General features: G+C 41.6%; 21 protein-coding genes. 6 read left to right on the top strand and 15 right to left on the bottom strand.

Translation table 11 applies throughout. The features are described 5' to 3' along the window. Positions 1–253 precede the first annotated feature (253 nt). The 5 genes from I5907_RS06935 to hemH all read left to right on the top strand — a co-directional run bounded on the left by I5907_RS06935 (position 254) and on the right by hemH (position 7,869). Positions 254–2,488, top strand: coding sequence for a hypothetical protein (locus I5907_RS06935; RefSeq protein ID WP_196989985.1), 2,235 nt, complete (start codon positions 254–256; stop codon positions 2,486–2,488). A 223-nt stretch (positions 2,489–2,711) separates the two neighbouring features. Beyond that, positions 2,712–4,577 (top strand): asparagine synthase (glutamine-hydrolyzing), encoded by a 1,866-nt coding sequence (gene asnB / locus I5907_RS06930; protein WP_196989984.1) that lies wholly within the window; start codon positions 2,712–2,714, stop codon positions 4,575–4,577. Positions 4,578–4,675: 98 nt separating this feature from the next. Next, positions 4,676–5,725 (top strand): DUF4271 domain-containing protein, encoded by a 1,050-nt coding sequence (locus tag I5907_RS06925; RefSeq protein WP_196989983.1) that lies wholly within the window; start codon positions 4,676–4,678, stop codon positions 5,723–5,725. A 26-nt stretch (positions 5,726–5,751) separates the two neighbouring features. After that, complete coding sequence (locus I5907_RS06920) at positions 5,752–6,546, top strand: uroporphyrinogen-III synthase (protein WP_196989982.1); 795 nt, start codon at positions 5,752–5,754, stop codon at positions 6,544–6,546. A gap of 282 nt (positions 6,547–6,828) precedes the next feature. Continuing rightward, the gene (gene hemH / locus I5907_RS06915) at positions 6,829–7,869 is read left to right on the top strand and encodes a ferrochelatase (protein ID WP_196989981.1); all 1,041 of its coding nucleotides are present in this window, start codon (positions 6,829–6,831) and stop codon (positions 7,867–7,869) included. Positions 7,870–8,043: 174 nt separating this feature from the next. On the opposite strand, the gene I5907_RS06910 is transcribed toward hemH, so the two are convergent. The 15 genes from I5907_RS06910 to I5907_RS06840 form a co-directional block, all read right to left on the bottom strand. Then, complete coding sequence (locus I5907_RS06910; RefSeq protein WP_196989980.1) at positions 8,044–8,958, bottom strand: cupin-like domain-containing protein; 915 nt, start codon at positions 8,956–8,958, stop codon at positions 8,044–8,046. A gap of 55 nt (positions 8,959–9,013) precedes the next feature. Then, positions 9,014–9,598, bottom strand: coding sequence for a DUF420 domain-containing protein (locus I5907_RS06905; protein WP_196989979.1), 585 nt, complete (start codon positions 9,596–9,598; stop codon positions 9,014–9,016). Position 9,599: 1 nt separating this feature from the next. Continuing rightward, complete coding sequence (locus I5907_RS06900) at positions 9,600–10,415, bottom strand: SCO family protein (RefSeq protein WP_196989978.1); 816 nt, start codon at positions 10,413–10,415, stop codon at positions 9,600–9,602. An 80-nt stretch (positions 10,416–10,495) separates the two neighbouring features. After that, positions 10,496–10,957, bottom strand: coding sequence for a cytochrome C oxidase subunit IV family protein (locus tag I5907_RS06895; RefSeq protein ID WP_196989977.1), 462 nt, complete (start codon positions 10,955–10,957; stop codon positions 10,496–10,498). A gap of 22 nt (positions 10,958–10,979) precedes the next feature. Continuing rightward, complete coding sequence (locus I5907_RS06890; RefSeq protein WP_196989976.1) at positions 10,980–11,654, bottom strand: cytochrome c oxidase subunit 3; 675 nt, start codon at positions 11,652–11,654, stop codon at positions 10,980–10,982. Between the two features lie 237 nt (positions 11,655–11,891). Further along, positions 11,892–12,467, bottom strand: coding sequence for a cytochrome c oxidase subunit 3 (locus I5907_RS06885; protein WP_196991030.1), 576 nt, complete (start codon positions 12,465–12,467; stop codon positions 11,892–11,894). A 152-nt stretch (positions 12,468–12,619) separates the two neighbouring features. After that, positions 12,620–13,564 (bottom strand): heme o synthase, encoded by a 945-nt coding sequence (cyoE, locus tag I5907_RS06880; RefSeq protein ID WP_196989975.1) that lies wholly within the window; start codon positions 13,562–13,564, stop codon positions 12,620–12,622. Positions 13,565–13,682: 118 nt separating this feature from the next. Further along, positions 13,683–15,503, bottom strand: coding sequence for a cytochrome c oxidase subunit I (locus I5907_RS06875; protein ID WP_196989974.1), 1,821 nt, complete (start codon positions 15,501–15,503; stop codon positions 13,683–13,685). A 61-nt stretch (positions 15,504–15,564) separates the two neighbouring features. Beyond that, on the bottom strand, positions 15,565–16,671 hold the full coding sequence (locus tag I5907_RS06870; RefSeq protein ID WP_196989973.1) for a cytochrome c oxidase subunit II: 1,107 nt from the start codon (positions 16,669–16,671) through the stop codon (positions 15,565–15,567). Between the two features lie 73 nt (positions 16,672–16,744). Next, positions 16,745–17,974: a quinol:cytochrome C oxidoreductase gene (locus I5907_RS06865; protein WP_196989972.1), complete on the bottom strand. Its 1,230-nt coding sequence runs from the start codon at positions 17,972–17,974 to the stop codon at positions 16,745–16,747. Between the two features lie 29 nt (positions 17,975–18,003). After that, positions 18,004–18,663 (bottom strand): c-type cytochrome, encoded by a 660-nt coding sequence (locus tag I5907_RS06860; RefSeq protein ID WP_196989971.1) that lies wholly within the window; start codon positions 18,661–18,663, stop codon positions 18,004–18,006. Between the two features lie 26 nt (positions 18,664–18,689). Beyond that, on the bottom strand, positions 18,690–19,280 hold the full coding sequence (locus I5907_RS06855) for a DUF3341 domain-containing protein (RefSeq protein ID WP_196989970.1): 591 nt from the start codon (positions 19,278–19,280) through the stop codon (positions 18,690–18,692). A gap of 144 nt (positions 19,281–19,424) precedes the next feature. Further along, positions 19,425–20,870 carry an NrfD/PsrC family molybdoenzyme membrane anchor subunit gene (gene nrfD / locus I5907_RS06850; RefSeq protein ID WP_196989969.1) on the bottom strand — a complete coding sequence of 482 codons (1,446 nt, stop codon included), beginning with the start codon at positions 20,868–20,870 and terminating at the stop codon, positions 19,425–19,427. A 134-nt stretch (positions 20,871–21,004) separates the two neighbouring features. Continuing rightward, complete coding sequence (locus tag I5907_RS06845) at positions 21,005–24,112, bottom strand: TAT-variant-translocated molybdopterin oxidoreductase (protein ID WP_196989968.1); 3,108 nt, start codon at positions 24,110–24,112, stop codon at positions 21,005–21,007. Between the two features lie 79 nt (positions 24,113–24,191). Then, a complete protein-coding gene (locus tag I5907_RS06840) occupies positions 24,192–25,448 on the bottom strand; it encodes a c-type cytochrome (protein ID WP_196989967.1) in 1,257 nt (418 codons plus the stop codon). Positions 25,449–25,682: 234 nt separating this feature from the next. Here I5907_RS06840 and purN point away from each other — a divergent pair, with 234 nt between their 5' ends. Beyond that, positions 25,683–26,282, top strand: coding sequence for a formyltransferase family protein (gene purN / locus I5907_RS06835; protein ID WP_196989966.1), 600 nt, complete (start codon positions 25,683–25,685; stop codon positions 26,280–26,282). Positions 26,283–26,507: the final 225 nt, after the last annotated feature.

Genomic DNA, 26,507 nt, shown 5'->3' with positions numbered 1-26,507 from the left:
CTTTTGCAGTGCTATGAAGCACCTGTTGCGTCGCACTCTTGTACAACAATGCATACATCAGCAGCTCCGGGTGTAGCGCCGTCATTGTTACAAACAGCCTTGCTGATATTATCGTATTTTTAAACAACAGGAAGTATGCAGTCAGATAATTCAATATTATAATAAAGCTGCAACGGATACCGTTCAAGTAATGTTGTTTATTTTTATCCTGCACGTGAGAAACATATAAGACTATCAGTTCACCAATATTAACATGAAGAAATACCTGGTTGGCTTTTTTTATTCATTGCCTGTACAAATGGTGCTCCTGCACTTTCGCAGGTATCATGTATTGCTTATTTTCTGGTACATACTGTTTGCAACAGTAAGCGGTCATTTCCTGGAAGCTTACGGAGCCAATTCTCTTTACCTGGCCCCTGAATATCTTACCAAAGTAAGCGCATTAAGCGCCGCCATACTGGGTTTTGGAATAGGTGTATTTTTTATGAGCTGGAACATTACCACGTTTATTTTGCACGCAAGGCAAATTCGCTTCCTCGCAACAACAGAACAACCATTCCTCAAGTTTTGCGTAAACAATGCAGCCATTCCTGTTGTTTTCCTGCTAGTCTATTTTTTCAACCTTGTTTCTTACAATGCAGAACAGGAACTATTAAATACCTGGGAAATACTCGCACTTATCGGTGGTTTCCTTGGCGGTCTTATACTGGCACTGGTAATTTCCTTTGCTTATTTTTTTGGTGCAGACATCAGCATTTACAAAAGATTTGGCTCTCATATTATTGCTGAAAACCAGAAGTATGAACAGGCAGCAAAAAAGAATAATATCACCAGCGTTGGTGGTAAAACAGATATTCGTGTAGACTGGTTTTTAAGTGCAAAATTCGGTTTAAGAAAACCGCGTGATGTGCAACATTACACACAGGAATTTCTGGATATGATCTTTAAAAGACATCACTTTGCTGCTGTGCTGGCCATTTTAATTTCTTTTATTTTCCTGCTTACCATTGGCTTTTTTTCAGACAATAAAGTTTTCCAGGTGCCGGCCGGTGCCAGTATAACTGTTTTCTTTGCTATTCTCATTGCGGTGGCCGGTGCCATTTCGCTTTTTTTGGGTACATGGAGCCTGCCGGTATTACTCGTCATTTATCTCTGCCTTAACTGGATGTACCAGTCGAATATTATAGACCCACGTAATAAAGCCTACGGACTCAACTATACAAACCTAGATGAAAGACCTTCTTATTCGAGAGACACGATTATGCAACTGGTACGGGAAGAAAACCTTGAACAGGACAAAAAGGTTTTCCTTGGCATGCTGGATAACTGGAAAAAGAAACAAGGCACAGAAAAACCGGTGCTCTTTGTTATCAACACCAGTGGCGGTGGAACACGCAGTGCAACCTTTACCCTCAACGTACTGCAATACCTTGATAGTATTACCAATGGCAGGCTTATGCCTCATACATTTCTTATCAATGGGGCATCGGGTGGTATGTTGGGTGCTACTTACTTCCGTGAATTATACTGGGAAAAACAAAAAGGACATATTACATCTCTGCAGGACAACGCCTATTCAAAGAATATTGCAAGAGATTTGCTTAATCCCTTGTTCTCGTCTTTTATATCAAGAGATCTTGTGGGGCCGGTAAGAAAATTTGAAATAAACGGTTATTACTACACGAGGGACAGGGGGTATGCATTTGAACAAAAATTAAATGACAACACCAAAGGAATACTGGATAAAAAGCTTGCAGATTATAAAGAAGCAGAAGAGAACGGAGAAATACCGGTAGCGTTTTTTAATTCAATGATCACCAGAGATGCAAGGGAACTTGTTATAAGTACACACCCGGCAAGGTTTTTAATGCAGCCTTTTGCAGATTCGGTTATTGATACTCACCTGATAGACCCTGACGCCGTTGATTACACTTCTTTTTTTGCCAGGCAAGACCCATTGAATCTTCGTGTGCTCTCTGCACTGCGTATGAATGCCACCTTTCCCTATGTTTTACCAAATGTTATTTTACCAACCGATCCTGTAACAGATGTTATGGATGCAGGCCTGCGGGATAATTTTGGGCAGCAAACATCGCTGCGCTTTATTAACTACTTTAAAGACTGGCTAAAAGAAAATACCGGGAAAGTTGTTCTGATACAGATCAGAGACAGGCAGTTGGGAGACTGGGAAAGGCCATATGAACCAAACAGCATATTAAGTTTTGTAACCAAGCCTTTACTCTTGCTGCAAAACAACTGGTACCGTCTGCAGGACTTTTACCAGGGAGACCAGTTGAACTATTTATCGCAATCTTTTGGAGATGGTTTTGAAAGAATTTCTTTTCAATATGACCCCATAAACACCAACGCATCTGCAGCGCTCAGTTTTCACCTGACAGCCACAGAAAAAATAGATATTGAAGCATCGTTGACCAGTAAAACAAACCAGGCATCTTTTAAACAGGTGGCGGCATTACTGAAACAATAGTTTACAACGATTAATGATGTGCCGCGAAAGACAGATATCTGGCTATGACAGATATGATGAACGCCAAAGCTGCCATAAAAACAGAACGCCGAAGTGAGTGACACAACAGGCGATGCCATGAAAACTACCGCTGACCAACAAAAATTTGAAAACACGTCTTACGCAGGGCCTTTGAAAAACCGTACAACATAATTTAATGGAATACTGATTACTTTCGTTTACTATGTGCGGTATTGCGGGTATTATTTCTCCCAACAACAATAATGTGCAACAAAGCCTGTTGCAGACAATGGCTGATGTATTAAAGCATCGTGGGCCGGATGGCGAAGGCTTTTGGATTAATAATGATCATACAATAGGTTTAGCACACAGGCGGCTTGCTGTTATTGATCTTTCTGATGCGGGTGGCCAGCCAATGCATTACCTGCATTATACCATTGTCTTCAACGGCGAGATATATAACTACCGGGAACTGAAAGACACTTTGCATAGCAAAGGCTACAGGTTTACATCGCAGACAGATACAGAAGTGATCATGGCTGCATATGATTGCTGGGGCATAGAATGCCTTGATCAGTTCGATGGGATGTTTGCGTTTGCGCTTTGGAATGAACAGGCACAGCAGCTTATTATAGCAAGGGACAGGTTTGGAGAGAAACCTTTATATTATTACGCAGGTTATGCGCAGCGCGGCACCTTTGAAAAATTTTTATTCGCCAGCGAGATGAAAGCTTTGTGGGCCGCAGGAGTACCAAAAAACCTTGATGGCACCATGATGCTGAACTATCTTTCCCTGGGGTACACGCAAAACCCTTTGAAGAAGACGGCTACTTTTTTCAGTAATATTTTATCACTCCCGGCGGGCCATTACCTGCAGGTGTTTCCAAAAGATGGCCGGGTGCAAATGAAGAAGTGGTACACGCTAAAAGCTGAAACTCTTGTTGCCGGCAACGATGCCATTGAAAGTACATTCAGACAGCTTTTTTTTGAGTCTGTTGAAAGACGTTTACGCAGCGATGTAAATATTGGTACCAGCCTTAGTGGCGGAGTAGACAGTGCTGCTATTCTTGCAGCAATTGACCATACAAAAAACAAAAACAGTAACTGGAAAAACATTGCTTTTACCGCATCGTTCCCCGGATTTGAAAAAGATGAAACGGCTTATGCCAGGATTGTTGCCGGGCATTTCGGTATTAGACAACATATTATAGAGCCGGGCGCCAAAGACTGGGCGACTTACTTTGAAAAACTGATGTACCACCAGGAAGAACCCCTGCAAAGCAGCAGTGTATTGACACAGTTTCTCATTTATAAAACAGCCAAAGAAAACAACATTACAGTTTTGCTTGACGGGCAGGGTGCGGATGAAATGTTAGCCGGTTACAAAAAGTATGTACACTGGTATCTTCAACAACTTTTTATAAAAGACACATCGCTGTATTTTAAAGAAAGAAAGCTGCTGGAACAACATGACTTCCTGGAAACATGGGGCTGGAGGAACTACGCTGCTGCTATGTTCCCGGATAAAGCAGCCGGCGCTCTGCAAAGCAAAGCAGCCAAACACCAGGAAAATAATGCATACATCAACAGGGATTTTTATTATAACTACCGCAATATTGATACATTACAAAAACCGGTAACAAAGCAACTTGAAGACATCCTGTATTACAATACTTTCACCACCGGGCTACCGGAGCTTTTGCGCTATGCAGACAGAAACAGCATGGCAAACAGTGTAGAAGTACGCCTGCCGTTCTTAAGCAATGCGCTGGCAACATTTATTTTTTCGTTACCGGCGCGGTACAAAATACGCGACGGTTTTACAAAATGGATATTGCGTAAAAGCATAGATGGCTTTCTTCCCGATGCTGTGCTGTACAGAAAAGGAAAAACAGGTTTTGAACCACCACAACAACAGTGGATGCAGGATGATCATGTACAGCAAATGATTATTGCCGCAAGAGGAACCCTTGTTTCAAAAAAAGTTTTGCAACCTGCAATATTAGCAACGCCCGTAAAGCCCGGTGCTGCACATGATGCTGACAACTATGACTGGCGTTACCTTTGTGCGTCAGCCGTTTTTGCTTAATTGCAGGATAATGTACCACAAGTTTATTTCTTTACATTCTGCAACTTTTTTGATGCTCGTTTAACATTGTAAAAGTAATTTTGTCGCAATTGTTTTATTTGAAACCAATCTTAACTATATTTTTTCTCATCTTCTTTTTTTGTGGTTTCTCGCAGGATGACAGTATGCTGCAACGCTTACTGGATAGTGCAAGAACCGCTACCAGTGCGGCACAAAAAGCATTAGCCCCAAAGCGGGATACACTAAAAGCCAGAAGGGTTGCCCGAAAAGATTCTGCAACGTTACCAGTCATTATCAACGATTCTCTACGCATGGATTCTTTGCGTCTGATCTCCGCTGACACTAATTTACTGGTACCAGACTCGGTTGCAACGGTGTCTGCAATAATTCGTTTACCAATACCCTGGCTGCAGGATACTGCTTTTCGCAGCCTTCTTAAAATTCCTTTCATTCCAAAAAAAATAAAGCCAGCCACCTATGAAGGCACTTTACGAAATGTAACACCTAAGGATTTCCTGTTTTATGCACTGGTAGGTTTAGTCTTGCTTACCGCTATTATCAAGCAACTGTTTCCAAAATATTTTTCCAGCATTTTTGGTCTTCTTTTCCAGGCATCTTTCAGGCAAAAACAAAAAAGGGAGCAACTAATGCAGGAAACTTTACCCTCCCTGCTCCTGAATATTTTATTCATACTTGGTGGCGGCTTGTTTGCTGCGCTGCTGGCCGATTATTATGATCGGCTGCCCATCGATTTTTGGTGGCTGGTGCTTTATTCGGTTACCATACTTGCACTTGTATATATGTTCAAATACGGCGTTATCCAGTTTACAGGCTGGGTGTTCAATGCAAAAGATGCTGCATCTACATACAGCTTTATTGTATTCCTTATCAACAAGATCGTTGGTGTAATCCTTATTCCTGTAGTAGCGTTGCTGGCGTTTTCCACTGGGCAAATGTGGGATGTGATATTAACGATTGCCGGCAGCGTGGTTATATTGCTGTTAATATTCCGCTACATAATATCGCTGCGCGTTATAAGAGGAACGCTTGACATCAATCCTTTACATTTTTTTATCTATCTTTGCGCCGTTGAAATAATGCCTATGTTTATTATTTACAAGGTATTGTTAACAGTCATCAGGCACTAGCAATTAATAAAACTTTGAAAGAGAGCATGCTAAAGAATGGGGCCCCAAAATCCGGCAGTTCAAAACAAGCACGGAGTATATTAATTACTCAGCCGAAACCCGAAAGCGAAAAATCACCTTATTTTGAGCTTGCCAGGAAGTACAGTATTGAACTAACTTTTCATCCGTTTATTAAGCTGGAGCCAATTCCTGCAAGGGAATTTCGTCGCCAGAAAATAGATATTGCTTCTTTTTCAGCAGTAATATTTACCAGCCGCAATGCAATTGATCATTTCTTTCGCATGTGCGAGGAAATGAAAGTAGCAATCAGCCAGGATACCAAGTATTTCTGCATTACCGAAGCGGTTGCATTATATCTTCAAAAATTTATTCTCTACCGCAAACGCAAAGTCTTCTATGGTGCAGATGGCACAAACAAGAGCATGTTTGATGTTATCAATAAACACAAAGAAAACGAGCGCTTCCTGTATGTATGTAGCGAAAACCAGCAGGATAATGATATTGTTGGCTGGCTAAAGAATAACCGCTGCGAATACCAGCTGGCATTTATGTACCGCTCCGTAAGCAACAACGTAAAAGAGGTAATGGAAACAACTGCATTCGACATGATATGTTTTTTCACACCCAGTGGTGTACGCAGTCTTTTCGATAACTACCCTTCATTTTCTCAAAACAGCACTTTGATCGGTGCATTCGGTAATAATACCATTAAAGCAATCGAAGAAGCAGGCCTGCAGGTAGAAATTAAAGCACCAGCTCCACAGGCACCAAGTATGATTGCTGCGCTGGATATGTTTCTCTCAGACAAAGGAAAAAAATAATATCATTTATTTCATATAACCCAGATCCCGTTTTACAAAGACGGGATTTTTCTTTTTTGAACCAGGCTGCAGTATAAGCATGTGGCACCTGTTGCGTCGCACTCTTGTACTTTATAACATTATGCAGCAGTTTTCGACCCCCGCTAATGCTTTTGCGGGCAACAACAATTGCCATAAGCAATGTAAAACATGCGCCCGAAAACCAGGACAGACTTTTTTTACGTTTATAGATCTTTTTCCCGCGCAAAATGTTCTTATACATTTGTACAATCAATTTGAACCATGACAAAAAAAGGCATTGTATTAGTCAACCTCGGCTCGCCAGACAGTACATCCGTTAAAGACGTTAGAAAATACCTGAATGAATTTCTGATGGACGAGCGTGTTATAGACATGCCTTACATATTACGCATGTTGCTGGTAAGGGGTATCATCGTTCCGTTCAGGGCACCAAAGAGCGCAGAAGCATACAGGTCGATCTGGTGGAAAGAAGGTTCGCCGTTGATCGTGCTTAGTAAACAACTGCAGGCTGCAGTACAGCAAAACTTTTCAGCACCTGTAGAAATTGCAATGCGTTATGGTAATCCTTCGCCTAAAGATGCTTATGACAAACTAATGCGGCAGGTGCCCGGGCTTGAAGAAGTGATCATGCTCCCTTTATATCCGCATTATGCTATGAGTAGTTACGAAACCGCTGTTGTGTATATGGAAGAAGTTCATAAGAAATTTAATTATCCTTTCAGGCTTACCACTATAGCGCCTTACTATAATAATCCCGATTACATCCACGCATTGGCTGAAAGCATTAAGCCCTACCTGCAGCAGGACTTCGATAAGCTGTTATTCAGTTATCATGGTATTCCGGAAAGGCATATTTATAAAGGTGACATTACCGGATCGCATTGTTTAAAAGTGAACGATTGCTGCCATGTAGCATCGCCTGCACACCAAAAATGTTACCGGCATCAAACATTTGTTACCACGGAACTGACTACGGCCGCACTAGGCCTTTCGCATCAAAGGGTTGAACAGTCATTTCAATCAAGACTCGGCAGAGATCCATGGCTTACGCCTTATACCGCAAAGAGACTGGAAGAACTGCCAAAGGAAGGAGTAAAAAAATTGCTGGTAGCCTGCCCCGCATTTGTAAGCGACTGCCTTGAAACACTTGAAGAGATTGCAGAAGAAGGAAAGGAAATTTTCCTGCATGCAGGGGGAGAAAGTTTTACTATGATTCCATGTCTAAATATTCATCCATTGTGGGTACAGGCGGTTACCAAATGGATTAAAGAGCCGGTAAGTACTGCCAGCGTGGCCTTGTAAATAACTTTTCATCATTGCTTTGGCGTTATAAAACAAAGACCGCACTTTATGCCTTTCTCTTTATTGTGCGCAGTTATGCCCGGAAGGGCTGCTGAATGTTATGTAGTACAAGTGTGCGACGCAACAGTTGCTTAATGCTTGTACTGCAGCCTGGTACATAACATAAAAAACCGGCTATTTCGCCGGGTTCAAAGTATAGTGGAAGCTATCTGATTTCATTGCCGCTGCTGCTGATTCGAATATCTTTTTTTCTTTCCAGTTGTACCATTTTACAGGTGCCGTTTTCTTCATGAGCGTATCAATATTCCGCATGCCTACCAGGTTCCATACACCTTTAAATTTGGTGGCCATAGAGTTGTTCAATGCGCGTAAGCTCATGGCAAAACCGCTGTCGAGGTATTCCATATGGTGCCAGTAACCGCCGGGCATAAAAAGCGTATCTCCATGCTCCAGGGTAACTTCTAAACCCTGGGCGCTTTCAAGAGCAGGAAATTTGTTGTAATCAATTTTGCTCTTTTCTGCATCGTAATAATTACTGAAATCGGCCATGCTCAATACTTCGAAGGGCTTCCTGTAGAGCTTATGCTGCTCAGTATAAGGAAACAACAATACCTTCTTTCTACCAGCAAACTGTGTGTGCAGTATGTGGCTGAGGTCAATATCAAAGTGCATATGTGTAATAGAGCCCTGGCCGCCGGTAAAAAGCATGGGCACTCTTTTTACAAAGCCTTTCATCAGGTGATCGGGCCATGTAAAGTCTTTTACAAGTTGTGGTGCATGATTAAAAATGTTGAAAAGGAATATTCGCCACTGTGCCGGCCCGTTGCTGATCATATCAACATATTCGCCAAACGTGGTGTAAGCATCTGCTTTATTAATGGGCGTATAAGCATCACTCTTTGTGTTGTTATAGATGCCTATCTTTTTATCGCCTACAATTTTTTTAAAGTATTCCCAGTTCCATTTGGTATAAGCAGGCCACGCCTTTGCAAGGTCTTTTATAACAATGGGTTTACCGGGGTTATAGTAATGTTTCTTAAAATCGTCAGCGGTAATATTAGAAACGGTGTCTACCGGGCGCAACTGCATACAAGAAATTTTACGCAAAGGTAATATGAACGAATTGTTAAGACAAAGTTGAGATTTAATAGTAATACGGGCTTATAAAGTAATATATAACCGGGCCTGTAACTGCAACATAAAACCATAATGGCCATGTATAGCGCGCCAACTTTTTATGAGCAGGAAATTCAGCGATCATAGCCCTGTAAGCGGTAAATAAAATAAAGGGCAATATAACTGCAGCGAGGAATATATGCGTGGCTAGTATGATGTAATAAATATATCGCGTACTGCCAACGGCAAGCGCCTCAGCTTCTTCGACTATGCCATTATGATTTGCGTCTCCAAATTTTGCTTCGCCGGCCAGCAGATGATGTGCTATGTATGATACCAGGAAGATGATTGATAAGATTAATGCCGCAATCATAAGATTTTTATGCTGCCTGTACTTGCGGTTTTTTACTGAAAGCAATGCTGCGAGAAGTAAAAATGCAATTGTTGCATTAATATATGCATTGACCTTTGCGAATATGTGTATATCAAAGCCTGGATCTACATTTAATTTTACATTGCTCAACAGCACTACAGCAACAAACACTACTGTTGAAAATATCCAGATCAGCTGCTTTGCCTTTTTATCGTTTTTTTCTATAGAAGCCTCTAACATATTAAACGTTATTTGTAGTTTTCTTTTTAAATATTAACCGGATAACAACTATTACTATGATCAATGCCAGCACGAAAAACACACCCATTTGTAAAGGGTCGAATGGTAATGGTTCGGGGTTAGTGGCTTTTTCAAGCATCAGCAGGCCTACATCTCTCGACAATAATGCAAGTGAGGAAGAATCCAGTCCATTATAAAAACCCCGTACATTAAAATTTTTGTCGAGTAATACAAACCGTTGTGTGTGTGCAAAGTCGGGATCAAGCGGTCCGTCAGATTCAAACTTATCTACCTTAAGCTCTTCAAATATGAAATTATAGATAGCATCTTTAGAACCGGTTAATAACCACCAGTTTTCCGGGTTGACGCCGTATTTGTCGGCATAAGCTTTCAGGCGGGGCACCGAATCTCTTTCCGGGTCAATAGTAAACGAAAGAAACTGCACCACCGAAGTATCTATCTTCTTCATGGGGTCTCCACCCCTGATAAACGACTGTTGCATTTTTGCCATATTGGTCGTGAGCTTTGGACACACATAACCGCAGGTTGTAAAAATGAAATCTGCAACAATCACCTTGTTTTGTATATCGTATAAGTTTACCGTATCACCAAACTGGTTTTGCAACCTTATGTCTGCTACTCTATGCCATACTGTGTCGGTTTGCTTTTTGCCATCTTCAATGCTGCTTACAACAGAATCGGGCAAATAATGCCTCGGCATTACAACAGCAGAATCACCTGCATTCTTAACAAGCAAATAGCTGATCAGTGGAATCAGTATTGCCACACACAATGCCATTAACGCTTTTTTGTTCATATACTGCTTTAACAAAAAACCATCGCAGGCAGCGATGGTTTAAAGATTAAAAAATATAGTTCAACTGAATATACTTACTATTAATGTAAGGATTCAGGTTTATGTTCTTCTTTAGGCTCCTCCGCATGCTCACCTTCGCTATGGCCTTCTTTCTTTTCCATTTTCGTAGCACTTTTATCGTTGTAGAACGGTGTATATGTACGTCTCATATGATTATATGAACTTCCATCGTACAGGAACGCTATGATAAACCACACAAACAGTAACAAAGGCACTACGATAGTCATGATCAGGTTCCTGATTTCATGCCTGAGGTGCATAAAGTAACCAACGATGTAAAATGCTTTTGCCATCATAAGAATGATGATAGCACCTTTAATTGCCCAACGCAACCCTCCGTCGGGCATACCAATCATCCAGAAACCTAAAACAAGCTCTACAATAGTAAGAACAGAAAGGATGATGGTTACTTTCCATATCTCTTTCGTTCCACCGCCTACATGATGTTCTTCGTGCAATACCGCAGTTGAATGATGTTCCATTTATTTTTAGTTTTCCGGTTAATTAAATCAGGTAAAAACAGGTGAAAACAAATACCCAAACCAGGTCTACAAAGTGCCAGTATAGCCCGGCCTTTTCTATCATGAGGTAATGGCCACGCTTTTCAAATTTATCGTTCAACGTCATTATTAGCATAATAACGTTGATTACCACACCCGAGAAAACGTGGAAACCATGGAAACCGGTTATTGTAAAAAAGAAGTTTGTAAAGTTGGTAGTAGAAAGCGTGCCATCTGCATTTGGAAAAGGATTTTGACCCCACCATGCGCCTTCGTGGTGTAAGTGTGTCCACTCCCAGGCCTGGCAACTTAAGAAAGCCAGGCCACCGATAATCGTCCAGACAAGGTTTTTAACCACCCCTTTCTTATCCATGTTATGTCCTGCATGTACAGCAAGTACCATTGTAACCGAGCTAATGATGAGGATGAAGGTCATCAAACTCACAAAGAGCAGCGGATACCCCGAACCCAGTCCGGGGAAAGACTGGAATACTTCATTGGGATCGGGCCAGCCGGTAGTTGCAAATCTTGTTGTGCCATAAGCAATAAGAAATGCCCCGAATGTAAAGGCATCACTCATTAAAAAATACCACATCATTAATTTACCATACTCAACATTGAAGGGACTTTTACCGCCACTCCAGTATTTCGTTGGCGCAGTTGCAGTTGTTGTAGACATGTTACTGTTTAAATTTCGTTTGCAAATTTATTGGCTACCCGTTAAACGAGTATATAAAATAATAAGTTTTTTATTGACCCACTCATATATTTTTATCGTTATGACCCCGTTTATGTACTGAACATTGTCTTACCCTTGCGAACCCTGTTGATTAGTATTGTTGCAGTTGCAGTGTGCGACGCAACAGCAGTATCATACATATTGTAAAGCCGGGCTCATATCATTATTTCCTGCATGTTAATGCGTGATGCTGAAAAAGATAAAAAGATAAATCCATAGAATATCAACAAAGTGCCAGTACGTGCTTACAATCTCGATTGGTACGGCATTGTAGCTTTTTAACCGAGCACTGAATGCCCTTATAAAAATGACCAATATGGCAATTACTCCTCCTAAAACGTGCAGCACGTGCAGCCCTGTAATAATAGCCAGGAATGATGCTGCCGGGTTACTGCCCTCACCGATAAGTTTTACACCATGCGCACCAAGGTAAGTAAAGCCCTGGAATTGTAATGCTGCAAATAGCACACCTAATATGGCAGTAACTGTTATAAACTGCCTGTAGCGTTGCATTTGCCTTGCCTTAAATGATTTAAGCGCAAGATGCATGGTTAAGCTGCTTACCAATATTACTGCTGTAGAATACCAGAACACGGCGGGCAAAGAAAATTCCAGCCAGTTGGCCTGGTTTCTTCTAACAATGTAGGCACTGGTTAAGCCGGCAAACATCATTACAATGCTGCCCATTGCCACCCATAGCGTAAACTTGTGTGGGTGTATCCTGCTTCTTTGATTACTCACTGTTGTCATCATCACGATTTATTGTTTGTTTACAAGCTGTTATACAAGCATTTAGCGCCTGTTGTGTCACTCACTTGTACTGTATGATCACTACGCAGCAACGATACTGCATAGCCTAATTGTTTTTCAAAAACGTTCGTCTCTTCATGTAAAATTCTCTACCACTAACCTGAAACAGGAATTTTATCGGCCAGTAATGCAAGAAAAACCACCGGCAAATAAATATAACTGCTAAACATTACACGTCTTGCAGCTTTTACATCCATATCTATATACAAGCGCACACACTGTGCAACTATGAATACGTTTGCCGCAATAACGATCCACATACTGACCGTACCTGTTATACCAAAATAAAAAGGTAATAACCCTAGTGGAACCATCATAACCGCGTATGCAATTGCCTGTAATGCTGTGCTTCTTGTTGGTTCATTCCCACCTGGCAGCAATTTAAACCCGGCCCTGTCGTAATCATTATGCGCAACCCACGCAATTGCCCAGAAATGGGGAAACTGCCAAAGAAATTGTATACCAAACAATGCCCACCCCGCGGCATTAGAAATGGATGTGCCTTCGACAATGGCAAAAGGACTGAAAGCATTTGTTGCAGCAACCCAGCCAATTAAACAAGGGATAGCGCCGGGGAAAGCACCAACCAATACAGAAACAGAGCTAACTTTTTTCAGCGGGGTATAGATGTATGAGTATAAAAAAAGACTGAATGCTGATAATAGGGCGGATGCCGTATTAAAATATTGGTACATCAGGAAAACACCAACTATACCAGCTATAAGAGCAAATGTATATGCTTCTCTCTGGCTCATTCTGCCATTTGCTACAGGTCTCTTACCAGTGCGTTTCATTAAAGCGTCTGTATCTTTTTCAGAAGCCTGGTTTATGGCATTAGCACTTCCTGTTACAAGCATTCCGGCTACGAACAGCAGCACAATCATCTTTAAATCAAAATCTACAATATTTGGCGCCAACAGGTAGCATATAACGCATGAAAAAACCACTGTAAAGCTTAGTGTGAATTTAATAAGCTGAAAATAATCCTTCACCTTCGAGGCTAATGAGAAAGAGGTGGAAGATTTAAGCGATTTGTTCATTATATGTGAAGAGTGGAAGCTGTCCATTCATCTTTTAGTTAACTGATAAAAATGCCCTGAAATTCAGGGCATTTTCAATTATCATTAGTAATTCATTACTGTATAAAGAGCAGAGCTATTAATGTGAACTTTCATCAGCCCCAACAGGTGTAACCTGCGATATAAAATCTTTACCATCTTTACCATAGTCGTAAGCCCAGCGGTGCACTTCAGGAATTTCACCAACCCAGTTACCGTGACCCGGATTGATTGGTGTAGTCCATTCAAGTGTTGTTGAGCCCCATGGATTAGTTGTAGTAACTTTTCTTCCCTTGAAAATTGAGTAGAAGAAATTAAACAGAAACAACAACTGTACGGCAAATACGATCATAGCTACTGTACTGATAAACCTGTTCAGTTCGGCAAACTGCTTGAAACTTTCCCATACACTGTAGTCATAGTAACGACGCGGCATACCAGCTAATCCTTCATAGTGCATAGGCCAGAAGATCAGGTAAGCACCAATCATTGTAAGCCAAAAGTGTATGTAAGCAAGGTTATTGTTCAAATAGCGGCCATACATTTTCGGGAACCAATGGTATATGCCGGCAAACATACCAAACATACTTGCCACACCCATTACAATGTGAAAGTGAGCGATCACAAAATAAGTATCGTGAAGATGTATATCCAATGCTGAATTCCCCAGCCAGATACCCGTTAAACCACCTGAAATAAACAAGCTAACAAAACCAATTGCAAATAGCATACCCGGTGTAAACCTGATATTGCCCCGCCACAATGTAGTTAGCCAGTTGAATACTTTAATGGCTGACGGTACAGCAATCAACAGTGTAAGTAGTACGAATATTGATCCTAAGAATGGATTGAGCCCCGTTACAAACATGTGGTGCGCCCATACTAGAAATGCCAGGATGGTAATGGCAAACAATGATCCCACCATCGCCATATATCCGAAGATTGGCTTTCTTGAGTTTGTTGCCAATATTTCCGAAACCATTCCCATAGCCGGCAACAAGATAATATAAACCTCGGGGTGACCAAGAAACCAGAACAAGTGCTGGTAAAGAATGGCACTGCCGCCCTCGTTTGGCAAAGCACCAACGCCGTTTATAAATATATCAGATAAATAAAAGCTTGTACCGAAATTTCTGTCGAATATCAGCAGGATAAAACCAGAAAACAAAACAGGGAATGAAAGTACCCCTAATACTGCTGTAAAAAAGAGTGCCCAGATAGTAAGAGGCAATCGCGTCATACTCATGCCTTTTGTACGCATATTCAGAATGGTGGCAATATAGTTCAGGCCCCCCAGCAATGACGAAACAACGAACAAAGCCATCGCCATTATCCACAAATCCATACCGGTCTTAGATCCCGGCGATGCATCTCCCAATGCACTCAAAGGCGGGTATGCGGTCCAGCCACCGCTAAAAGGACCTGTCTCTACAAATATCGACGATAACATTACAACACTCGCTGCAAAGAAAAACCAGTAGCTAAGCATATTCATCATAGGCGATGCCATGTCTCTTGCGCCTACCTGCAATGGTATAAGCAGGTTTGCGAATGTTCCGCTAAGTCCGGCAGTCAATACAAAAAATACAAGTACAGTACCGTGTATGGTTACCAAAGCATAATATGCTTCCGGGGTTATATGACCGCCCTTTGCCCATTTACCCAGAATATCTTCTAACCATGGAAATGTGGCATCAGGATATCCTAATTGCAAACGAAACAGCACTGACATTAAGCCACCCATCACTCCCCAAAACATGCCGGTAATCAAAAATTGTTTACCGATCATTTTATGGTCCTGGCTAAACACATATTTTGTTATAAACGTCTCATGATGATGGTGTTCATGATGATCTCCATGATGAGTATCATGGTGAGTTACCGCTCCGTGGTGAGGATCTAGAACAACTTCAGTACTCATAATCTCAGTTCTTTATTCTTATTTGTGTAACAATCGCGTTAATTGAAAACTCCCTTACCCATTAACCTTTCTTTTCAGGAATAACTGTTGAAACTTTTGCTGCTGCAGCCTTTGTGCTGTCTGCAGGTGTAGTCGCAGGCTTAATATTAGAAGGATCTTGTTCGGGGAAAGCAGCATAGAAAGCAGGCTTTTGCTTGGCCATCCATTCGTCATACTCTGCCTGGCTAACAACCTCTATCACACCTTTCATAGAATAGTGCCCGTTTCCACACATCTGGTCACAGCTGATCTCATATTGGAAATCCGGGTTACCTGTCTTCTGTTTCATCTCTTTAGTCGTGTATTTTGGGGTGAACCAAAGTGTTGTCGGCGTTCCCGGAACAGCATCCATCTTTAGACGAAACTGAGGCAGGCCAACATCATGCACCACGTCCCTGGAGCCAATAATCAATTTTACAGGCTTGTTTTTTACAACGTACATGGTCTGCTCAGTAACAATATCGTCATGCGTACTTGGATCATCTTTAACGTTGATGCCTGTACTGTCATGCCAGTTCAAACCAAGCGAGTTGGTAGCCGGATCAATCATTCGAAAATATTTTTTACCAAAAACACCGTCATCACCTTTATACCTGAAAATCCAACCAAATTGCTTTCCTGTAACTTCAACTTCCATAGCATTTTTAGGTGCATCTCCTGTAAAAGAGAACCAGTTGCGAAGACCTATCACCACAAGAACAGTTAAAGCAATAGCCGGTACAACTGTCCAGACAATTTCCATTGTATTATTGTGCGGAAAAAAGAATGATTTTCTTTTATCACTTTCCTGGTACCTGTAAGCAAACCAGAACAATACGATCTGTGTAAGTACGAATACAATACCGGTGATAATTAAGGTAACCCAAAGCATCTCATCTACCTTCTCGCCCTGAACACTTGCAGACTCCTGCACTAGTAAAGTCTTGTCTACCAATATTTCATTACACCAGTAAACTCCTATCAGGCCAGCAATAAGAAACGCGATCATAAAAAAACCGTTGATCTTATTGTTTTCTTTTCTTGCGCGATCATCTCCTTTCAGTACAGCAACATACTCACTAGCCTTAGCTATCTGAAATATAATCAGGAACACAAAAACAATAACGGCTATTACAAAAATGAATGACATAGTTATTTTATTAAATCAATCGTGTAATATGGTCTCTTCGTATCCATTGCCTCTTAAAGGCAATTGTACAATATTATGTATGGTGTATGATGCTTTCTTTAAGAAAAGGATGATATTTTGAGAGTAGTGGCTTCTTAGCCAGCTCACCAGAGACAAGTAATATCACCAGGCCAACAAAGAAAGCAGCAATTCCAAAATCTAACCAGCTTAATGAAACATGATCTTTAGACACACTTCCCATTACCATCTGGAAGAAATCTACCCAGTGACCAAATATAATTAGCACCGCCATAAAGGTAACCAATGTATAATTGCGTTTAGTAGATCGCTTCATTAATATTAACAACGGACAAACGAAATTGATTATAAGATTAAGGAAAAATATTCCTTTGTACGGCCCCTGTACCCGATGTTTAAAATATACTGTTTCCTCAGAAATGTTGCCATACCAAATTAGCATGTATTGAGAAAACCACAGGTACGTCCAAAAAATAGAAAAAGCAAACATGAATTTACCAATATCATGCAGGTGCTCCTGATTTGTATACTCAAGGTATCCCTTGTTTTTTAGAAAAATAACCCAGAGCGCAATCAAAGCCATACCGCTTACAAAAGAGCTTGCGAATGTGTACCAGCTATACATAGTAGAATACCAGTGTGCATCAAGACTCATAAGCCATAACCATGGTATTGTAGACGCTACCGTAAGCGCAAACCAAACGATGAACAGGGAGCCTGTTACTGTATTTCTCCAGATATAACTTTTACCAGTTTCCGGATCCATAGGTCCTCCGTCAGCTTCACTGCTTAGTTTTCTCATTCTTGCACCCAACAGAATCCATAAGCCAATTGCAAGGGTTGTCCATATAAGGAAGAATGTGGGATTCAGAAATCCCAGTTTTCCTTTTAAAATCGGATCAACTTTCGCACTTTCATCCAGCCAGTGATAAATATGATGATTGTGATCAATTACAACAATGTAAAACAATACGAGCCATGTAATAGATCCCAAAACGATTACGGCTTTTGATATAGCTTCAGGAACTCTGCGAAACACCATTTGCCAGCCTCCCATTGCTAGAGTAGTTGCACATATGAAAAACATACTTGCATTACAAATAAGCGTAAAAAAGATGCTGTTATACATGAGTGTAGCCCAAAAAACCGATTTCTCATGCTCATCGCTGCTAAAACCCTTGGTAACCAGACCTGCTATCAACGCCACGGCACCGATTGCAATGAGTGCAAGCGACCAGGTTCTTGTTTTTGAAGGCAGTTCGAATTGTGCTCTAAATGAAGCCATTGTATTTCCTTTTATCTCAGGTTAAACTTTTATTTTTTTGCTGATACCGTACTGTCTGCAGCCGGTTTTGCAGCCGGTGCATTTTTTGCCTGTTTTGCCTTAATATAGTGTATGATGGCCCAGCGCTGATCCCTGTTTAACTGCGAAGCATAACTTCCCATCAGGTTTTTTCCATACGTTACTGAATAAAACATTTGTCCCTCAGGCATTGCCTCATATTTAGCATCTCCTACCAACGTTGCGGGTTTTGCAGGATAAGGACCAGCACCGTCTTTATACAGCGGTCCGTTACCGTCTAATTTGGCGCCATGGCAGATACCACAGTTAATCAGGTACTGACGCTCTGCCTCTTTCATCTGTGCATCATTCAAGGCAGGCAAAGGATTAGTTACAGCTTTTGAAGCAATATAATTTGTTGTATCGCCGGCTGCATCTTTTGCCAGTGAAAAAGGTATTTCTTCTCCTCTTGCTATAGTACCAGCTACAGGCTGGTTATTATAAAATATTTTATCGTCTGTACGTTTTTCATTGGTGGAAAAAATAGCGGAATCGCGTTCAGCGTAAGTTTCGTAGGCACGGCTATATGCCATATCAGGCATGTAAATCGTACCGGGATCACGCCTTACATCACTGCAAGCCGCTAAAACTATTCCTGATGTAACAAAAACTATAACAGATATTTTTTTCATCTTCAGGTATTTCAATGCGTTTCTAATTATGCGATGCTTACTTCTTTTTCTTTAATTAGCTGCTGGTCTTTATCGTATGTACCTAACCACCAACCTGCTTCTGCATCCTGCACACTTATTTCCTGTGCGCCTGCACTTGCAAGAAAACCTTTCAGATCTTCTACGTTTGTTTTTGCGGTGCACTCAATTACCATAACAAAAGTATCATCTGTGGCTCTTGCATGAAACGTATGCTTTTTCAGGAAAGGTGCTAACTGGCAGAGATAACAAAATGTAAGCACCATTCCAACAGCAGCGAAAAGAACGGTAAGTTCAAACATAATGGGTATCCAGGCGGGCAAAGCAAAATGGGGTTTACCACCAATATTCAACGGCCAGTCTTTTGCCAGAATCCAGCTTATGCAGCCAAGCGCTGTCGAAGTACCGGTAATACCATAAATAAATCCGGCTGTATGAAGACTTGTCTCTCTTAAACCCATTGCATGATCAAGGCCATGCACCGGGAAAGGTGTATAAACATCATGAATTTTATATCCCGCAACTCTTACTTTCTTTACCGCCGGGAATAAAACATCTTCATCTTTAAAACAACCTACTACAAATTTCTTTTGTGCCATAGTGGTTTTTGCTTTATGCTGCTTGTGCCAGCATTCGTTATTGCTACCCGGATCTGATCATCAATGTGCTGAACGATGAACGGATTGCGACGCAACAGGTGCCTCATCCGTGATTCAAATGCCGGTATTTAAAGAACAAATTTTTTAATGCGCATGCGCATATGTGTGCACGAACTCTTCCAGTGGTTTCTCTTCAACCGGTGTAACTGTGTCTTTATAACTTTCCCCGGTTGTTTTAAGAATTGATTTGATCTCAGCAATTGCGATAACCGGGAAATATTTTGAGAACAGGAAAAAACAGGTAAAGAACAAACCGAATGTACCCGCATAAAACCCGATCTCCCAAATAGTAGGGCTGTAGTAAACAGACCAGCTTGAAGGCAGGTAATCACGATAAAGTGATGTTACAATGATTACAAAACGCTCAAACCACATACCGATGTTTACAATAATACTCATGAAGAATGTTACGAACAGGTTTCTTCTCATTTTACGGAACCAGAATATCTGTGGGCTGATTACGTTACATGCCATCATACCCCAGTAACTCCATCCGTAGGGACTGAACAGATTTGCACGGCTGTACCAGAATGTATAACCTTCATATTTGTTCTGGCTGTACCAACCCATAAACAATTCGGTTAAATAAGCACATCCTACTATTGAGCCGGTTAGTACAATAACCTTGTTCATAGCTTCTATGTGCCCAAGGGTAATATAATCTTCGAGTGAGTATACTTTACGCAAGATGAGCATAAGGGTCTGCACCATCGCAAAGCCCGAGAAGATTGCACCGGCAACAAAGTAAGGAGGGAAGATAGTTGTGTGCCAACCCGGTATAACCGAAGTAGCAAAGTCAAAAGATACGATCGTGTGAACCGAAAGTACCAGTGGTGTACTCAAACCTGCAAGCACCAGTGAAAGTGACTCATGACGTTGCCAGTGTTTGGTAGAACCAGTCCAGCCAAAGGCTGCTATACCATATAATTTTTTACGAAGTTTTGTTTTGGCCCTGTCGCGTACGGTAGCAAAATCCGGCAACAGACCGCTGTACCAGAAAAGTAAGGAAACAGTGAAGTAGGTCGATATCGCAAATACGTCCCACAACAACGGCGAATTAAAGTTAACCCACAACGGACCGCGGGTATTAGGATAAGGCATTACAAAGAACGCCATCCAAACACGGCCCATGTGCCATATCGGGAACTGCCCGGCGCACATAACGGCAAAGATCGTCATCGCTTCCGCAGCACGGTTCACGCCCGTTCTCCAGCCCTGTCTCCAAAGCAGAAGGATAGCCGAGATCAGCGTACCGGCGTGACCAATACCAACCCACCAAACGAAGTTGGTAATATCCCAACCCCAGCCAACAGTCTTATTAAGGTTCCACTGACCAACACCGTAGGTAACCTCGCTGTAGATTGCATAAACACCAAATAAGAGCAATGCAACAGAGATAAAGAAACCTATATACCAAAGCTTACTTGGTTTTGCTTCAATAGGCCTGCAGATATCTTCTGTAACCTGGTGATAATCTTTAGTGCCATACACCAGCGGTTCCCTTAATTGCGATTCGTACTTAAGACTCATTTGATCTGGTTATTTTATTCTTTCTCTTTTTCAGGAAGAGAATTTTATGTAATCAACTAACTATCTCTTTTCAGCTTCCGTTGTGTCACTCACTGCAACGCTTTGTCCGCTACTCAGCAAACGATGCGCTTTCATTATCCTTCGTGATGTGCAGCTGCTTCTTCAGCTTTTTTATTACGAACTTTTGCCAGGTAGTTAACATTCGGTAAAGTATGTACCTGCTCAATTACGTAGAATGTACGCTTGGAATTTTCTTTTCTTGTTTTGGCTATCATACTCACGCCACTGTTCACATTACCAAAAACAATTGCATTGGTAGGGCAGCTTTGCTGGCAGGCAGTTTTTATGTCGCTGTCTTCCAGTGGCCTGCTCGCTTTTTTAGCTTTCAGTTTACCATCCTGCAAACGTTGTACGCAGAATGAGCATTTCTCAATCACACCGCGGCTGCGTACCGTCACATCCGGGTTAAGCACCATTCTTGTAAGATCATCATTCATTACATGAACAACATCATCAAGATGACCAACAATTTTTTGATCCTGGTTATTAGGGAAACTGTCAGCGCCGGTATAATCAGCCCAGTTAAAACGGCGTACTTTATAAGGACAGTTGTTGGCGCAATACCTTGTACCAATACAACGGTTATAAGTCATCTGGTTTAGACCTTCGCTGCTATGGTTGGTTGCTGCAACCGGGCAAACATTCTCGCATGGTGCATTGTCGCAGTGCTGGCAAAGCATTGGCTGAAACACCACATTTGGGTTTTCAAGGTCTCCGCTGTAGTACCGGTCAATACGCATCCAGTGCATATCATGAAAGCGTGCAACTTCACTCTTTCCAACTACAGGTATGTTGTTTTCAGCATTACATGCTACCACGCAGGCACCGCAACCGGTACAGGAGTTAAGATCAACACTCATCCCCCATTTTACACCTGGTTTTTCGTAGTAAGGGTATATCGTACCTTCCTTTTCAAAATTTTCAACACCGCCAAATGGTTTTAACTCTGCTTCACGCTCTTCGAGTATTTCATCCGGGTGCGCTTTAAATTCAGCCAGCGTAAGTTCTTTCATTACTTCCACACGTTTACCCTGGCTGGTATCGTAAGAACCATGTGTTTGTGTCTGCGCAATTTTATAAGTGTCTCCGGTAAGCTTAAGGTCTACCGCAGCGATGGTGTAGTTAACTGTACCATTTACAAGACTTGCAAAAGGAAATACATTCTGACCAACTTTATCAGAAGTTTTGCCCATTTCCGCATTTCTTCCATAACCAATTGCAATACCTACTGTTTCAGGATGTGTGCCAGGTATAATCAAAACGGGAAGGCTTACTGACTTGCCATTCGCACTAACTGTAACAACCTTTTTTTCAGGGTGAACTTCATACGAGTCTGACTGACCGCCATTATTAAGATCAATATCCAGTAAAGTCTTTGCTTTGGCCGGTGAAATTACCAGGTAGTTATCCCAGGTAGCCCTCGTTATCGGGTCAGGCATCTCCTGTAACCATGGGTTTGTTGCACCATTTACACCGATACCCACTTTTTCATAAAGCACGAGTTCAACACCGCCGCCTTTTTTATTACCGGCAGCGCCTATAGCTGCTGCTACTGGTGTGCTATTGAATGTGCCACCTGCTATTGCAGATTGAGAAGGGTTTACTACGCCATCCTGCAAAGCTTTATCCCAGGCAGTTTCACCACCAAGTTTTGTACCCCAGTAATTTTTTACATAGCCTGCGTAATCAACTGTGTTACCACTCCATTTCAAAAGGTTATCCTGCCACTGGCGTGTTTTGAATAACGGATGAATGGTAGGTTGCATAAAGGAAAAGTAACCTGTTTTAGGTTCTGCATCTCCCCAGCTTTCCAGGAAATGATTATCAGGAATAACATATTTACAAAGCAGGGTAGTTTCGTCCTGTTTAGGATTAAAAGAAACGGCCACCTTCACTTTTGCAATACCGCTTTTAACTTTTGCTGTATCAAACCATGTGTATGCCGGGTTGGCTCCGTGAATAAGCAACGCTCCTACGGCACCCGCATTCATGTCTTCAACAAGCTTTGCGAAGTCGGCATCAATTCCCGCTTTCGAATTGTTTGTAACAGACCAGTCGATTGTTGTACCGTTTGCGCCAATTGCTTCGTTAATGGCATTCACGATGATTTGCGTGTTTACGTCATTGCTTCCGCAAACAACCAGGGCTGAGCCTTTTCCTGCTGCCAACAATTTGCCGGCTTCTTCAATACCTGCCTTAAGTTTTGGATCACTTACAGCCGTTGCACCCTGACCATTTACTGCACTTAACAAAGCGGCAGCAACGGCAGCAGTTTCAGATGGCCTGTGCAAAAATCTTTCATCAGCATTTGAACCGGTAAGGCTGGCAACTGTTTCAAAATGAATATGTTTACTCATTTCAGGGCTTTTCTCGTTCAGTTTCTTGCCCTTAACATATTGATTAGAGAACTCAATAGGTGATAACCATGTACCTAAAAAGTCTGCTCCTATACTTACAATTGTCTTCGCATTATCAAAGCGATAAGCAGGTATGGCTCTCTTACCATAAGTTGCTTCGTTGGCGAGTAACATGCCACTGTAAGAAACAGCATCATATACGACATGCCTGCTTCCCGGATATTTTGCCAGGAATTCGCTGATAACAGCAAGCGTAGACGGTGAATTAATGGTACCTGTAAGTAACACCACCGGCGCTCCGCCCAATCCACCTATAGCACCTGCTAAAGCTTTGTCTATTGCTTCAAGCGTTACTTCCTTTTTATCAATGGTTGGAAATCTTAAACGTGCTGTATCATATAAATCAAGTACAGAGGCCTGCACCCGGGCAGATGTACCGCCATTTGTTATAGGGGAGAGATCATTACCTTCTACTTTGATCGGCCTGCCGTCTCTTACCTTGGCAAGAATACTTACCGCATCACCATCCTGCACATAAGTAGTAGCATAGTAGTTTGCTACACCCGGAATAATATCTTCAGGCTTATTGGCAAAAGGAATTGCTTTCTTTACCGGTATATCACAACTTGCAGCTAATGCAGCGGCAGCGGTGCTAAACCCTAAATATTTCAGGAAATCTCTTCGCGGAGCTTCAGCATGCATAAAAGATTTGCCTTCAGCGGCTTCAAAAGGAAGCTCTTCCTTGAATTCATCCTGTCCAGCCTTTTGATATGCTTCTGAATTATTGAACTCGCCGAAACTTTGCCAATACTTGTTGTTACTCATATGCCCTAAATCCCACAGTGGGACTTTTATATGATTGAATAAAAAAGTTTAGTTATTAACCGCCTGTGCGGGTTCTCCACTAATAGTGGCATTTCTGACACTCAGTTCCTCCGATGTTTTCTACAGTCACGCTATCCATTGTGCCATTTTTGATCGCATCATGATATTTTTCGTATATACTATAGAAACCATTATCAGCAAACTGAACTTTTGTAGAACGATGACAGTTAATACACCAGCCCATGCTCAATTCAGCAAACTGTTTAACTTCATCCATTTTGGTAATTTCTCCATGACAGGTCTGACATTGAACCTTGCCCACAGAAACGTGCTGGGAGTGATTGAAATAAACATGATCAGGCAAACTGTGGATCTTTACCCATTCAACAGGTTTTGCTTTGGAAGCATCCCATGGTTTACCGGGTTCATAACCCGCATATGAATACAGTTTTTTGATTTCTTCTGTTCCGTTTATTTCTTTGCCTTCAGCCGTGTATAACGGATCTCCGGCATACTCGTTAATGGCCATATGGCAATTCATACAAACATTTACAGACGGTATATTAGCGTGCTTGCTGTCCTGCGCACCGCCATGGCAGTATAAACAGTTGATCTGGTTTACGCCTGCGTGCACTTTATGAGAGTAAAATATAGGTTGTTCGGGCTCGTAGTTTTGCTGGCGACCAAGGCCGATTGCGCCTTTTACAGTAAAGTAACCACCCACCATGAATAATACGAGCGTACCGAACATGATGTAAGTTTTGCTTCTCCAAACAGGCACCGGCTCCAGCGCAGGCAGACCTTCTTTATCGCTTGCCAGTTTCTTAAGATTAGCGTTAACCTGCAATAATACAAATGATACGATTGCAAGAATCAACGTAAGTATGCCAAACAGTAAAGTGTTATCACCTTCCTCAGCCATTGCATCATTTGGATTTGCAGACGGAGTTCCTTCTTTTTGTGGGCCCGGAACAGGTGCACTCTTTATATAACCGAGTATCGCGTCAATATCCTGGTCAGAAAGACCGGGAAAAGAGTTCATCGCAATCTTATTGAATTGATTGAAAAGGTTATTGGCATAAGGATCTCCGGTTTTCAAAAAAGCCTGGCTGTTTTTGATCCATGCATGCAAATTCTCCTTGCTGCTCCAACGATCTTCCACACCACGTAATGCAGGACCAGTTAACTGCTTGTCTATAGCATGACAAGATGCACAATTTTGCGAAAAAAGCGCCTTACCATCCTGAGCGAATAAATTATTATTACTGAAAAGCACCGAAAAACAGAGAACCGCAACAAAAGTTAGTTTCGAAATAATGCTTCTATAGTGGGTCATATTCACAATTCTGTTGTCTAGATGTGGAAAAATGTACCTGAGTGCCCGCAAAAGTATGACAGGAATTTGACAAAACCCCACTGCTATAAAATTTTTTTTAAGCTCCTTTTTCATCACTTATAATATTGTAAAGCAAAACTATCAGCGCATAAATTTTATTATCCATTTTGTATAAACTTACCTGTTAATAAACGTCCTTTACATATCTCAAAACACAAATAACATCGTTTAAAAGTGTCATCCAACAAAGTTCACCTGGCCATCTTTGCATCAGGAGCAGGCAGCAACGCAAAAAAAATCATCGGGCATTTTAACCATCACCCAGGCATAACGGTAAGTCTTATAGTTTGTAATAAACCTGGTGCCGGTGTGCTAAAAATTGCTGCAGATCATAACATCCCATTCTTAACTATAGAAAAGGAAACTTTCTTCAGGGGTAATGCTTACATTGATGAACTCAGGGCTTACAATATTAATTTTATTGTGCTTGCAGGGTTCTTATGGAAGATCCCGGAAAAGCTTATAAAAGCATACCAGGGCAATATCATCAACATACATCCGGCATTACTGCCAAAGTATGGTGGCAAAGGAATGTATGGCTCATTTGTGCACGAAGCTGTAATAAGAGATAAAGAAACGCAAAGCGGTATTACCATTCATTTTGTAGATGAACTGTATGATCATGGAGATCATATTCTGCAGGTCACCTGCCCTGTATATCCATCAGATACGCCGGCATTGCTTGCACAAAGAATTCATGCACTGGAGCACGAGTATTTTCCTGCTACGGTAGAAAAGGTTGTAATGGAAAAAAAGAATGCCGGGGCACTATAATGTAACCGGCAGCAGTACTTTGGTCATCGCCTGTTGTGTCACTCACTTGTACTTTCTGTTCGTTATGCAGCTTTGCGAAGCATTGTATACGGCGTGTTGCTCTGCGGGCAACAAGGTTGACGTAGCCTTGATCGAAAGATAAAATTTTGCTCTGGTCTCCGCGTTTGTTCAGCATTGTTACAGGCGTACAAGAGTGCGACGCAACGAAAGTTACATGCATGTTTT

It is taken from the genome of Panacibacter microcysteis (assembly GCF_015831355.1).
GTDB lineage: Bacteria > Bacteroidota > Bacteroidia > Chitinophagales > Chitinophagaceae > Panacibacter > Panacibacter microcysteis.
This window is presented reverse-complemented; position numbering and strand designations above follow the sequence as displayed.